Source organism: Streptomyces sp. NPDC006314, from assembly GCF_040613075.1.
Lineage (GTDB): Bacteria > Actinomycetota > Actinomycetes > Streptomycetales > Streptomycetaceae > Streptomyces.
Genome location: NZ_JBEXRL010000019.1, coordinates 89,664 through 102,615, shown reverse-complemented (window position 1 = coordinate 102,615; position 12,952 = coordinate 89,664). Strand labels below are relative to the sequence as shown.

Below are 12,952 nucleotides of genomic sequence, written 5' to 3'. Positions count from 1 at the left end.
ATGGTCCTGCACCGGTACGGCCGGCAGCCCTCGATCACCTACCCCGCGAGCGGCTCCCGCCCCTTCCTGCGCTGAGGCCCGAAGGCCCTGCGGGCCGGCCCGCCGGCGCGACCGCCGTCAGCGGGGGCCGCCCGCGCGCACCAGACCGGTCTCGTACGCCAGCACCACCACCTGCACCCGGTCGCGCAGGGCGAGCTTGGTCAGGATGCGGCCCACGTGGGTCTTCACCGTCGCCTCGCTCAGCACGAGCCGGGCCGCGATCTCGCCGTTGGACAGCCCCTGCGCGACCAGCACCATCACCTCGCGCTCCCGCTCGGTGAGCCGCTCCAGCTCCTTGTGCTGGGTCTCCTTGCCGGTGGAGGGCAGCATCGGCGCGAAGCGGTCCAGCAGGCGCCGGGTGGTCGAGGGAGCCACCACCGCGTCACCGCTGTGCACGGCACGGATGGCGGTCAGCAGCTCGCCGGGCGGCACGTCCTTGAGCATGAAGCCGGAGGCGCCCGCCTTGAGCCCGGAGAAGGCGTACTCGTCGAGGTCGAAGGTGGTCAGTATCAGCACCTTCGGGGGGTTGGGCTCCAAGCAGATCCGCCGGGTGGTCTCCACACCGTCCAGCTTCGGCATGCGGACGTCCATCAGGACGACGTCGACGGCGGTGGACCGCAGCACCTGGAGGGCCTCGACGCCGTCGCCCGCCTCCGCGACGACCTCCATGTCCGGCTGGGCGGCGAGCACCATCCGGAACCCGGTGCGCAGCAGCATCTGGTCGTCGACGAGCATCACGCGGATCGTCATCGGGTCTCTTTCGTTCGGGGCGGGCGGGAAGGGGCGTTGCACGGGAGGGGACGAGACAGGTGTCAAACCGGGGGCGCGCGAGGTCGTCAGTGCGCTGGTTTGAGCGGCAGCAGGGCGCTGATGCGGAATCCTCCGCCCGGACGCGGACCGGCGTCCAGGGTGCCGCCGACCATGCCGACCCGCTCGCGCATGCCGATCAGGCCGTGTCCCCGCCCGTCGGCGCCGCCCTCCTCGTACAGCTCGTGCGGGGCGCCCTTGCCGTCGTCCTCGACGAGCAGGCCGAGCCCGTCGTCGAAGTAGACCAGCCGTACGCTCGCGCCCGCGTTCGGCCCGCCGTGCTTGCGGGTGTTGGTGAGCGCCTCCTGCACGATCCGGTACGCGGTCAGCTCCACGCCGCTGGGCAGCGGGCGCCGGGTGCCCTCGACCTTGAAGTCGACGGGGAGACCTGAGGTGCGGCACTGCTCGATGAGGTCGTCGATCTGCCCGACGTCGGGCTGCGGGACGTACTCCCCGCTCTCCTGGTGCTCGCCGGTGCGCAGCACGCCCAGCAGGCGGCGCATCTCGGCGAGGGCCTGGCGGCCGGTGGAGGAGATCGTCTCCAGGGCCTTCTTGGCCTGGTCGGGTGCGGTGTCGAGGACGTAGGCGGCGCCGTCGGCCTGCACGACCATCACGGACACGTTGTGCGCGACGACGTCGTGCAGCTCACGCGCGATGCGGGCGCGCTCGGCGGCGACCGCGACCTTCGACTGCGCCTCGCGCTCCTTCTCCAGGCGGGCGGCGCGCTCCTCCAGCTCGGCGAAGTAGGCGCGCCGGGTGCGCATGGAGTCGCCGAGCACCCAGGCGAGGGCGAAGGGGACCGTCTGGAAGACCGCTATCGCGATCTGCCCGAGGAAGCCGGTGTGCTCGGCCGGCCAGCGGATCTGCGCGAGGACCGCCGCGCAGAGGCTGACGGCCAGTGCGAGCCGGGAGGCCCAGCGCGCGCCGAGCGCCGCGACCGTGTAGGTGATCACCAGCATCGCGAAGTCGGCGACGGTCGTCTCCACGTCCAGGACCAGCTGGGCGAGCCCGGCCGCGAGGGCGAGCAGCAGCATCGCCTCCGGGAAGCGGCGGCGCAGTGCGACGACGGCGCACAGGACCGCGGACACGGTCATCCCCGCGGCGATCGTCCCGTGGTGACCGGGCACCCCGTCGAGATTGACCACGCTCAGGCCGGACAGCCCGAGCAGGACGACGGCCCAGAAGGTGTCGACCCAGGTCGGGTGGCGGCGGAGGAAGTCATAGAGGCGCTGCACGTAACCCAGAGTAGGGAAACCAGATGCGTGCAGGGGTCAACCGGAGGGCCGATCCGCGCCCGGCGCGCGTACTCCGCAAGGTGGAGGAGGTGATCATCTGTGCGCCTAGTCTGGTCCGGTGACGGATGAGACGACGGAGGAGAGGCGGCGCGAGGAGCCCGGGCTGCGCGGCTGGCGCGCGGCGGCGGGGGCGGCGCTGTACGGGCCCGGCGGCTTCTACCGCCGTCCGGAGGGTCCGGCCGGTCACTTCCGTACGTCCGTGCACGCGTCCACGCTGTTCGCGCGGGCTGTGGCCCGGTTGCTGTGCCGGGTCGACGAGGCGCTGGGGAGGCCCGCGGTGCTGGACTTCGTCGACATGGGCGCCGGGCGGGGCGAACTGGTCGCGGGGGTGCTCGCCGCCCTGCCCGCCGACGTGGCCGCACGCGCGCGCGGGTACGCCGTCGAACTCGCCGACCGCCCGGCCGGCCTGGACGCACGGATCACCTGGCTGAGCGAACCCCCGGACGCGATCACCGGGCTGCTGTTCGCCAACGAGTGGCTGGACAACGTGCCGGTGGACGTCGCCGAGGTGGACTCCGCGGGTGTGCCCCGGCTGGTGCTCGTCGCGCAGGACGGCTCCGAGCGGCTCGGGGAGCCCGTGACCGGCGCGGACGCGGAGTGGCTGGCGCGCTGGTGGCCGCTGCCGGCCGAGCAGGGGCTGCGGGCGGAGATCGGGCTGCCCCGGGACCGGGCCTGGGCATCCGCAGTCGGCCGGGTGGTGCGAGGGCTCGCGGTGGCCGTGGACTACGGGCACACCGTGGACACGCGCCCCCCGTTCGGCACGCTCACCGGCTTCCGGGAGGGGCGGGAGACGGCGCCCGTACCGGACGGCTCGTGCGACATCACGGCGCACGTGGCCCTGGACGCGTGCGCGGCGGCTTGCACACCAGGCGTGCTCCCGAGCACCCCACACACATGCGGGCCGTACACGCCCAGCAGCACGGCGCGCGCGCCCTCCGAACCGGCGCCCACCTCTTGCCGCGCGCCCGCAGGCACGGCGAAGGGGCCTGCGGAAGTGGCGCGTAGGCCCGCCGCGCGCCTCTTCACCCAGCGCGCCGCTCTGCGCGCCCTGGACCTCACCGGCGCACGCCCCCCGCTCGCGCTCGCCTCCACGGACCCCGCCGCCTATGTACGCGCCCTCGCGAGCGCCGGCGAGGCGGCCGAACTCACCGCCCCGGGTGGCCTGGGCGACTTCGGCTGGCTGATCCAGCCGGTGGGTGTTCCCCACCCGCTCGCCTGAGACCGACCTGCTCGCCTACTTGTCGATGTCTCCGACCACGAAGAACATCGAGCCCAGGATCGCCACCATGTCCGCCACCAGCGTCCCCGGCAGCAGCTCGGTCAGGGCCTGGATGTTGTTGTACGACGCCGAGCGCAGCTTCAGCCGGTACGGGGTCTTCTCGCCCTTGCTGACCAGGTAGTAACCGTTGATCCCGAGCGGGTTCTCGGTCCACGCGTACGTGTGGCCCTCGGGCGCCTTCAGCACCTTCGGCAGGCGCTGGTTGATCGGCCCCGGCGGCAGCTCCGTGAGCCGGTCGAGGCAGGCGTCGGCGAGGTCCAGCGCGTTGTGCGTCTGGTCCAGCAGGACCTCGAAGCGCGCGAGGCAGTCGCCCTCGCTCCGGGTGACGACCTTCAGGGTGTCCTGGAGGTCGCCGTAGGCGAGGTACGGCTCGTCGCGGCGCAGATCGAAGTCGACGCCCGAACCGCGCGCGATGGGTCCGCTCACACCGTAGGCGTGCACCGCCTCGGGCGCGAGCACCCCCACTCCCCGCGTGCGCCCCCGGAAGATCTCGTTGCCGAGCACCAGGTCGTCGAAGACGTCCATGCGCGAGCGCACGGCGGCGACGGCGGCACGCGCGCGTGCGGTCCACCCGTCCGGCAGGTCCTCCTTGAGGCCGCCGACACGGTTGAACATGTAGTGCATGCGTCCGCCGGAGACCTCCTCCATGACGTTCTGGAGCACCTCGCGCTCCCGGAACGCGTAGAACACCGGCGTGATCCCGCCCAGCTCCAGCGGGTAGGAGCCGAGGAACATCAGGTGGTTCAGCATCCGGTTGAGCTCGGCGAGCAGGGTGCGTGTCCACACCGCCCGCTCGGGGACCTCCATGCCGAGCATCCGCTCAACGGCGAGGACCACGCCCAGCTCGTTCGAGAAAGCCGACAGCCAGTCGTGGCGGTTGGCGAGCATGATGATCTGCCGGTAGTCGCGTGCCTCGAAGAGCTTCTCGGCGCCGCGGTGCATATAGCCGATCACCGGCTCCGCGCGCACGATGCGCTCCCCGTCCAGCACGAGCCTGAGCCGCAGCACGCCGTGCGTGGACGGATGCTGGGGCCCGATGTTGAGCACCATGTCGGTGCTCTCCGCGGCACCGCCGATCCCGACCGTGGTCTCCGTCGTAGGAGTCATGGCCCCAGTTTCCCCTACGTACGCTGGCCCCATGGAAACGGGGAGCCGGGAAAGGGCCGGGATGCCGGGGGACGAGCCGGTGTGGCGGGGCCTGGAGCCCGGTCTGCTGCGCGTGCGCCGACTGCTGGTCGTGGTGTGGATGGGGGTGCTGGCGGTCGTCACGGGCCTGCCGCTGGGCCTGCTGGCGGGGCCCGCGTGGGCGGCCTTCGCGCTGCTGCCGCCGGCCTTCGCCGCGTGGTGCTGGCGGCTGCTGGAGCGCAACTGGCGCTCGTGGCGGTACGCCGAGCGCGCCGACGACCTGCTGATCAGCCGCGGTGTTCTGTGGCGTGAGGAGACGGTGGTGCCGTACGGGCGGATGCAACTGGTGGAGGTGACCTCCGGGCCCGTGGAGCGGCGCTTCGGGCTGGCCACCGTGCAGCTGCACACGGCGGCCGCCGCGACCGACGCGACCATCCCCGGCCTGGACCCTGCCGAGGCGGAACGTCTGCGCGACCGGCTCACCGAGCTGGGCGAGGCCCGATCGGCGGGCCTGTGACCTCCTCGGACCTCGGTGGCATACCGGAGCGCCCGCCCGTCACCGAGCGCCGCCTGCACCCGATCACGCCCTTCCGCCGGGCGTGGGCGCCGGTCGCGGTCCTGGCCGGCTGGGCGGTGCACGACCCGGACGGGGCCCAGGAGCAGCTGGCGCGGCTGACCACCACCATGCTCCTGCTGGGCCTCGCGGTGCTGGTGCCGGTGGCCGGCCTCTACGGCTTCCTGTCCTGGTGGTTCACGCACTTCGCGGTCACCGACACCGAACTCCGCATCCGTACCGGGCTGCTGTTCCGGCGTACCGCGCACATCCGGCTGGAGCGCATCCAGGCCGTGGACGTCTCCCGTCCGCTCCTCGCGCGCGTGGCGGGCGTCGCGAAGGTGCGGATAGACGTCGTCGGCGCCGACGACAAGGATGAGCTGGCCTTCCTGGGCGAACAGGAGGCGCGCGACCTGCGCGCGGAGCTGCTCGCGCGCGCGGCGGGTTTCGAGCCCGAGACGGCGCATGAAGTCGGCGAAGCGCCGGCGCACGAGCTGCTGCGCGTACCGCCGCGCGAGCTGGTGCGCTCCCTGGTGCGGACGGGCGCCACCTGGGGCGCGCTGTGCGCCGTGCTCGTCGTGCCCACCGTGCTGTGGCTCACCACCCACGGTCTGTGGACGGTCCTCGCCATCGCCCTGCCACTGCTCGGCGCGGCCGGCGCGAGCAGCGTGGGACGGTTCGTCGCCGAGTTCGACTGGACGGTGAGCGAGTCCCCGGACGGGCTGCGCATCGACCACGGGCTGCTCGACCGTGCCCACGAGACGGTGCCACCCGGACGGGTGCAGACCGTGCGCATCGTGGAGCCGCTCCTGTGGCGGCGGCTCGACTGGGTCCGGGTGGAACTCGACGTGGCCGGGTCCGCGAACTCGGTGCTGATCCCGGTCGCCCCGCGCGCACTCGCCGAGTCGGTCATCGCGCGCGTGCTGCCCGGTGTGACGGTGCCGCAGGAGCTGTCGCGGTCGCCGCGGCGGGCCCGGTGGTGCGTACCGGTGTGGTGGCGCGGACACCACACCACCGTCACCGGAACGGTGTTCGCCACCCGTGACGGCCTGCTGCGCCGCCGGCTCTCGCTGGTCCCGCACGCCAAGGTGCAGAGCGTACGGCTCACTCAGGGGCCCTGGGAGCGCCTGTGGCGGCTCGCCGACGTCCACGTGGACACCGGGGCCGACAAGACCGTGACGGCCCGGCTGCGGGACGCGGAGGAGGCCGCGCGGCTGCTGCACGAGCAGGCGGAGCGGTCCCGTACCGGCCGCCGGGACGCCCGCCCGGACCGCTGGATGACCGGCTGAGACAACAGGGCCCGGCTCCCCACCGGGGAAGCCGGGCCCGATGCCTCGCGGGTACCGCGCGACGGAGGCTCAGGAAGCCGCGCTGCGCAGCCGCTGGACGTCGATCTGCTCGGTCTCGTCGTGCGCGGTCAGGTCGATGACCTGGCCGGCACCGCGCGAGTGCGCGTCGGCGGACTTGAACTCGGCCTCCGACTCGGCCTTGTGCACGGCGAGGGCCTCCTGGCCGACGACATCGGCGAGATCCTCGTTCTGCACGGAGTCCAGCGCGGCCTTCGGTGCGTCGCTCTTCTGGGTGCCGAAGAAGTCGAAACCACCCTCGACCACCGGGCGCCGCACGGGTGTGGCCGGTACGACGGCCACCGCGGTCGGCACCGCGAAGTGTCCGGCGGGCGGCTGGGGCACGGGCTGGGCGGGCTCGGCCGGTGCCGTCGTGGCGGCGGCCGCGTGCGCGTGTCCGTCGGCCGCCGCGGGCTGCCCCGGCTCCTCGCCCTCCCCGGCGGCCGGCGCAGCGGGCTGGCTCCCGGGAACACCGGCCTCGCCCCGGGGAGCACCGGACTCGTCCGTCACGCCGTCCGCGGCGCCTTCTCCTTTGGCGACGGGCTCCGCCTCGGCCGACCCGTTCTTGGGAGCCTCCGGCTCGGTGGCCTCCGCCTCAAAGGCATCGGTCGTGACCGGAGCGTCCCGGTCGAACCGGGCCAGGGCCGTCAGGGCCTTCCGGTACAACCATGAGCCCTCGGGCGAGAACACCGCGTGCGCCTTCGGCCCGCCCTGGGAAGCCACGTTGACCTCGGCGCCGTCGGCGTTCTCAGGACCGTCGGAATTCTCAGAGCCGTCGGAGTTCTCAGAGCCGTCGGAGTTCTCGGAGCCCTCACGGGCCGCCTCGATCGCCTCGCGCTCGGCGCTCCGCGCAGGCGGGAGCGCCGGCGAGGACGAGGGCGCGGCCGACTCGATCTCCAGCAGCCGGCGTCCCTCCAGGGCGCTCGCGCGCTCGGTCTCCGCCGTGGCGTACCGCCGCAGCAGGGCGGCGTGCTCGTTCCGCAGGCCCGCCAACTCCGCCCGCTTGGCGCGCAGCCGCTGCTCCAGCTTCGCGCGCAGCTCGCGGGACTCCTCCAGATCGGTCTCCAGTTCGGCGACCCGCTCCTCGTACCGCCACTCGTCGCCGGCACGCGCGCGCGTGAGTTCGGCGACGCGCTTGCCCGCCTGCGTGTCCCAGCGGCGCATCACGACCGCGCCGACGATCGCCGTCGCCGCGGCGGCGGCGGCCAGTACCCGCACCACCGTGACCTCGGAGAAGACCCAGGGACCCAGCGCGCAGACGACGGAGACACCGGCGATCGCCGAGGGAGGCAACAGCCGGTGCAGAGGCGGGGAATGGCGGTGGCGTCCACGTGGCATGGCCAGAAACTTACCGCGCGTAGGCGGCTCGTGGACCCCCGCCCGGTAAAAACACCGCTTCGCGGGCTTCACGAGGCGCCAGGGGCACGCCGGCTCAGCGGTCGGTGAGCCGCCCGCTGATCCACTGCAGCGTCGGCGGGATCTCGCGCCGCCAGGTGTTGAAGTTGTGCCCGCCGCTGTCGAGGATGATCGACGAGATCCGGGTCACGTTCGTGGCCTGCACGTCCTCTATGAACTTGAGGGTGTCCTTGTAGTTGTGCTCGCCGACCTTGCTGCTGGTGACGAGCAGTGAGGTGTCGGGCGCCCGCTCGTGCTTGATGAGCCACCACAGGTCAGCACGGTTCTGCAGGTTCTTGTCGCCATGGAAGAGGTCACCGGTCGTGGGGTCGATCGGCGCCTTGTAGTAGGGCGACAGGCCCGCGGCGGCCGCGTACACCTTGGGGTGGTGCATGGCGAGCTTGAGCGCGCAGTAGCCGCCCGTGGAGTCGCCGATGACGCCCCAGCTGCCCGGCCGCTTGCCCACCCGGTAGTGCGCGAGCACGGCTTCCGGAAGATCCTTCGCGAAAAACGTTTCCGCCTGCGGCCCGCCCGGGACGTCCACGCACTCGGTGTCCCGCGGCGGCGCCACGGTCGGCCGCAGCATCACCAGGATCATCGGCTGCATCCGTCCGTCCTTGGCCAGCTGCTGCGCCGTGCGCGGGTAGTTCAGCTTGCTCACCAGCGCCTGCGCCGTGCCCGGATAGCCGGTCAGCACGACGGCCACCGGGAACGTACGCGTGCGGTACTGCGGCTGGAAGTACTCCGGCGGCAGGTACACGAACGCCGGAGTGGCGATGTGGCTCGTACGGCCGACGATGTCGACCTTCTGGATCTGCCCGCCCGTCTCCGGCCGGGAGGCGCGCACGCCCGGCACGTCGGACGTGGAGACCACCTGGAGCGGACCGCCCGTGCTGCCGTGGGCCGAGTGGTCGACGACGATCCCCGGGTCGGTCTCCTTGCCGAGCAGGTCCGCCCAGCTGGCATAGAAACCGAAGGCCTGGTTGGCGGCGAGCCCGACGGACGCGAAGAGCGTCAGCTGAGTGGCCAGCATGAGGCCGACCCGTCCGCTGACGGTCCGCCAGTTCTGCCGTGCCAGGCGCGGCCAGAGCCACACCGTGCCGACGAACAGCACGGCGGCGACCACCACCGCCAGCACCAGCACTTTGTTGCTCGTGAGACCCATGGATTGTTTTCCTGCCTGTGCTTTCCGCCCGTGCCGCGCCCGCGCTTCGTCGCGAGGGCTTGCCCGGGCCTTTCCTTGACCTTGACCCGACTTTCCGGTGGGGAGTGAACCTCTTTCCCCAAGACACCGTCCTAGAGGGCGCAATGTCGCCGGATGCCCGATCGGGCCCGGGTTCAAGGTCTCTCGCAGAACTACGGGATGCGATGTCTGTCAGGATAGATGGGGAAATGTCGGGCGAGGTTCCGAACCGATCAAGCCGGGCGCGGCGGATAATCCGCGGCCCGCGCCCCGAGGTCGTCCCCGCTCTGGTCGGCAGGGCGGCCGCGATCGTGGGCGTCCTGGACATCGCCGCGGGCGTGTTCCCGCGCTTCCGGCACAGCCGTATGCACGCCCTCGCCGAGGTGCTGCCGGGCTCCTTCGGGCCCTTCGCCGCGGCGCTCTCGCTCAGCGCGGGCGTGCTGTTGCTGCTGCTTGCGCACGGGCTCAAGCGGCGCAAGCGCCGGGCGTGGCGTGCCGCGGTCGCGCTGCTGCCGGCGGGCGCGGCGGCGCAGTTCGCGTACCGGCACTCGATCGTCGGCGTGCTCATCGCGGTCGCGCTGCTCGTACCGCTGCTGCGCCACCGGGACGAGTTCGCGGCTCTGCCCGACCCCCGCAGCCGCTGGCGCGCGCTCGCCAACTTCGTCCTGATGAGCGCCGGTTCCCTCATGCTCGGACTCGTCATCGTCAGCGTCCACCCGGACCGGACGATCGGTGACCCGAGCCTCGCCGACCGGCTGACACACGTCATCTACGGCCTGTCCGGCTTCGAGGGCCCGGTCGACTACCAGGGCAACACCTCCTGGACCGTCGCCTTCTCCCTGGGCGCGCTCGGCTGGATCACCGCGGTCACCACCATCTACCTGGCCTTCCGCCCCGAACACCCGGCCGCCCGCCTCACCGCGGAGGACGAGGAGAAACTGCGTGGCCTGCTGGCCAAGCACGGCAGCCGCGACTCCCTCGGCCACTTCGCGCTGCGCCGCGACAAGGCCGTCGTCTTCTCCCCCAGCGGCAAGGCCGCGGTCACCTACCGCGTCGTCTCCGGTGTGATGCTCGCCAGCGGCGACCCCATCGGCGACGTCGAGGCCTGGCCCGGCGCCATCGAGCGCTTCATGGACGAGGCCACGGCCCACTCCTGGACCCCGGCCGTCATGGGCTGCTCGGAGACCGGCGGTGAGGTGTGGACCCGCGAGACCGGGCTCGACGCCCTGGAACTCGGCGACGAGGCGGTGGTCGAGGTCGCGGATTTCTCGCTCGCCGGACGCGCGATGCGCAACGTGCGCCAAATGGTCAAGCGCATCGAGCGGGCCGGCTACGAAACCCGGGTACGGCGCATCCGTGACCTCGGCGAGGCCGAGCTGGAGCGCATCCGCCGCGCGGCGGAGGACTGGCGGGGCACCGACACCGAACGCGGCTTCTCCATGGCCCTCGGCCGCATCGGCGACGCCCTCGACGCCGACTGTTTGATCGCCACCGCCCACAAGGCCGACGACGCGCCCGGCGAGTACGGCGACCTGAAGGCGATCCTGCACTTCGTCCCCTGGGGCAAGGACGGCGTCTCGCTGGACCTCATGCGCCGCGACCGCAGCGCCGACCCCGGCATGAACGAACTGCTGATCGTCGCCGCCCTGCAGGCCGCCCCCCGGTTGGGCATCACCCGGATCTCGCTGAACTTCGCGATGTTCCGCTCCGCCCTCGCGCGCGGGGAGAAGATCGGCGCCGGCCCGGTCCTGCGTGCCTGGCGCGGGCTGCTGGTGTTTCTCTCGCGCTGGTTCCAGATCGAGTCGCTGTACAAGTTCAACGCCAAGTTCCAGCCTCGCTGGGAGCCCCGCTTCGTGGTCTACCGGGCCTCCGCCGACCTGCCCCGTATCGGCTTCGCCGCCATGCAGGCGGAAGGCTTCGTCGACCTCGCCCTGCCGCTGCCGCGCTTCCTGCGCCGGCGCCGCACGGCCGTCGAGCGCCCGTGCGCGCACGCCGTGGCCGAGCGGGACGTCCGGGCGGCCTGAGCCCGCACGGAGCGCGCCGTACGGACCCGGTCCCGGTCCGGCCGGAGGTCCCACCCCTCCGGCGCCGGGGCTTCCGCCCGGGCCGCCGCGCGTTCCCGGCGCTCTCCTGGGCCTACGCTGAACGTATGAACAACCACAGCGGGCGCGGCCGAGTGACGGGCCTTCCGGCATGGGACCGGTGCGCGGTCATGGGCGTCGTGAACGTGACCCCCGATTCCTTCTCCGACGGCGGCCGCTGGTTCGACACGACCGCCGCCGTCAAGCACGGCCTCGAGCTGGTCGCCGAGGGCGCGGACCTGGTCGACGTCGGCGGTGAGTCCACCCGGCCCGGCGCCACCCGCGTGGACGAGGACGAGGAAGTGCGGCGCGTCATCCCCGTCGTGCGCGGCCTCGCCTCCGAAGGCGTGGTCGTCTCCGTCGACACCATGCGCGCCTCCGTCGCCGAGCGGTCCCTCGCGGCCGGCGCCGCCCTCGTCAACGACGTCAGCGGCGGCCTCGCCGACCCCGCGATGATCCCGGTGGTCGCCGACGCGGGCGCCCCGTTCGTCGTCATGCACTGGCGCGGCTTCCTCCAGGGCCAAAACGTCAAGGGCGCCTACGAGGACGTCGTCGCCGAAGTCGTGGACGAACTCCACGCGCGCGTGGAGGCCGTTCTGGCGGGCGGCATCACCCCCGACCGCATCGTCGTGGACCCCGGGCTCGGCTTCTCCAAGGAGGCCGAGCACGACCTCACCCTCCTCGCCCACCTGGACCGCCTGCACGCCCTCGGTCACCCCCTGCTGGTCGCCGCCTCCCGCAAGCGGTTCCTCGGCCGGGTCCTCGCCGGCCCGGAAGGGGCGCCCCCGCCGGCCAGGGAGCGCGACGCCGCCACGGCCGCCGTCTCCGCGCTCGCGGCGCAGGCCGGCGCCTGGGCGGTGCGCGTCCACGAGGTACGCGCCACCGCGGACGCGGTACGGGTCGCCCGCGCCGTGGAGGGGGCGCGTACGGCGGAGTCGGCGCCGGACGCGGAGCGCGAGCGCGGGGCGCGCGCGTCAGGGAACACGCCGGGCATGGAGAGTGGACGTGGGGCGCATGGTGCTCAGCACGCGCCCGGCACACCCGGCAAGCGTGGGGCGGAAGGAGACCGGTGAGCGCCCCCCACACCGATGTCGAGCAGGTGGAGGCCGCCAACACCGCCTTCTACGAGGCACTCGAACGCGGCGATTTCGAAGAGGTCTCCTCGCTCTGGCTCACCCCCTCCGACCTGGGCGTGGACGAGGAGTACCACGACCCCGCGGACAGCGGCGTGATCTCCTGCGTGCACCCCGGCTGGCCGGTGCTCACCGGACGCGGCGAGGTCCTCAGGTCGTACGCCCTGATCATGGCCAACACCGACTACATCCAGTTCTTCCTCACCGACGTGCATGTCTCCGTCACCGGCGACACCGCACTCGTGACGTGCACCGAGAACATCCTCAGCGGCGGCCCCGCCCCGGAGGAGGGCGCGGAACTGGGACCCCTGGTCGGCCAGCTCGTCGTCGCCACGAACGTGTTCCGGCGCACACCCTCCGGCTGGAAGCTCTGGTCGCACCACGCCTCCCCCGTCCTGGCCGAGAGCGACGACAACGACGACGAAGAAGGCCGCGTGAATGGTGTGGATCCGGACGACGGCCCCCTCGCCTGAGTGGGTAGACGGCTCGGTAGGCGTTTCGTCGGAATCCGCGGGGACCAAGGAGTGGTTGGAATCACCTACCAACGGGTATGAGCGGCTACCACCCCATGACGCCGCCGGGTTTCTCCGGGGGAAACACGGGGTGAACCCTCGAGGCCCCGGCCCGGACCCACGCCCCCGTGGCCAGGATTTGTCGGTGCCCGCAGGTAGATTCGTCTGAGGCCGGTGTGCCGCCCGCACGCGGTACGGACCGGT

11 protein-coding genes are annotated in these 12,952 nt (G+C 72.6%); 6 read left to right on the top strand and 5 right to left on the bottom strand.

The window, feature by feature from the left end; all coding sequences use genetic code 11:
- Positions 1-117: 117 nt before the first annotated feature.
- Together ABZ079_RS28875 and ABZ079_RS28870 are read right to left on the bottom strand one after the other, a co-directional pair.
- Positions 118-789: a response regulator transcription factor gene (locus ABZ079_RS28875; RefSeq protein WP_356942365.1), complete on the bottom strand. Its 672-nt coding sequence runs from the start codon at positions 787-789 to the stop codon at positions 118-120.
- Between the two features lie 86 nt (positions 790-875).
- Positions 876-2,081: a sensor histidine kinase gene (locus ABZ079_RS28870; RefSeq protein WP_356942364.1), complete on the bottom strand. Its 1,206-nt coding sequence runs from the start codon at positions 2,079-2,081 to the stop codon at positions 876-878.
- 118 nt (positions 2,082-2,199) lie between these two features.
- Here ABZ079_RS28870 and ABZ079_RS28865 point away from each other — a divergent pair, with 118 nt between their 5' ends.
- Positions 2,200-3,360: an SAM-dependent methyltransferase gene (locus ABZ079_RS28865; protein ID WP_356942363.1), complete on the top strand. Its 1,161-nt coding sequence runs from the start codon at positions 2,200-2,202 to the stop codon at positions 3,358-3,360.
- Positions 3,361-3,375: 15 nt separating this feature from the next.
- Here the strand turns inward: ABZ079_RS28865 and ABZ079_RS28860 are convergent, their stop codons facing one another.
- Positions 3,376-4,527: an NADH-quinone oxidoreductase subunit D gene (locus ABZ079_RS28860; RefSeq protein ID WP_356942362.1), complete on the bottom strand. Its 1,152-nt coding sequence runs from the start codon at positions 4,525-4,527 to the stop codon at positions 3,376-3,378.
- Between the two features lie 31 nt (positions 4,528-4,558).
- Between ABZ079_RS28860 and ABZ079_RS28855 the strand changes: the two genes are divergently transcribed.
- On the top strand, positions 4,559-5,062 hold the full coding sequence (locus ABZ079_RS28855; RefSeq protein WP_356942361.1) for a PH domain-containing protein: 504 nt from the start codon (positions 4,559-4,561) through the stop codon (positions 5,060-5,062).
- On the top strand, positions 5,059-6,387 hold the full coding sequence (locus tag ABZ079_RS28850) for a PH domain-containing protein (RefSeq protein ID WP_356942360.1): 1,329 nt from the start codon (positions 5,059-5,061) through the stop codon (positions 6,385-6,387). The genes ABZ079_RS28855 and ABZ079_RS28850 overlap by 4 nt, the downstream gene beginning before the upstream one ends.
- Positions 6,388-6,456: 69 nt before the next feature.
- Here ABZ079_RS28850 and ABZ079_RS28845 read toward each other — a convergent pair whose 3' ends face one another.
- Both ABZ079_RS28845 and ABZ079_RS28840 read right to left on the bottom strand, forming a co-directional pair.
- Positions 6,457-7,782 carry a hypothetical protein gene (locus ABZ079_RS28845; protein WP_356942359.1) on the bottom strand — a complete coding sequence of 442 codons (1,326 nt, stop codon included), beginning with the start codon at positions 7,780-7,782 and terminating at the stop codon, positions 6,457-6,459.
- A 94-nt stretch (positions 7,783-7,876) separates the two neighbouring features.
- On the bottom strand, positions 7,877-9,004 hold the full coding sequence (locus ABZ079_RS28840) for an alpha/beta hydrolase-fold protein (protein ID WP_356942358.1): 1,128 nt from the start codon (positions 9,002-9,004) through the stop codon (positions 7,877-7,879).
- A 227-nt stretch (positions 9,005-9,231) separates the two neighbouring features.
- Here ABZ079_RS28840 and ABZ079_RS28835 point away from each other — a divergent pair, with 227 nt between their 5' ends.
- From ABZ079_RS28835 to ABZ079_RS28825, 3 genes are all read left to right on the top strand, one after another.
- The gene (locus ABZ079_RS28835) at positions 9,232-11,046 is read left to right on the top strand and encodes a phosphatidylglycerol lysyltransferase domain-containing protein (protein ID WP_356942357.1); all 1,815 of its coding nucleotides are present in this window, start codon (positions 9,232-9,234) and stop codon (positions 11,044-11,046) included.
- Between the two features lie 125 nt (positions 11,047-11,171).
- The gene (gene folP, locus ABZ079_RS28830; RefSeq protein WP_356942356.1) at positions 11,172-12,176 is read left to right on the top strand and encodes a dihydropteroate synthase; all 1,005 of its coding nucleotides are present in this window, start codon (positions 11,172-11,174) and stop codon (positions 12,174-12,176) included.
- Positions 12,173-12,709, top strand: coding sequence for a nuclear transport factor 2 family protein (locus tag ABZ079_RS28825; RefSeq protein WP_356942355.1), 537 nt, complete (start codon positions 12,173-12,175; stop codon positions 12,707-12,709). The genes folP and ABZ079_RS28825 overlap by 4 nt, the downstream gene beginning before the upstream one ends.
- Positions 12,710-12,952: the final 243 nt, after the last annotated feature.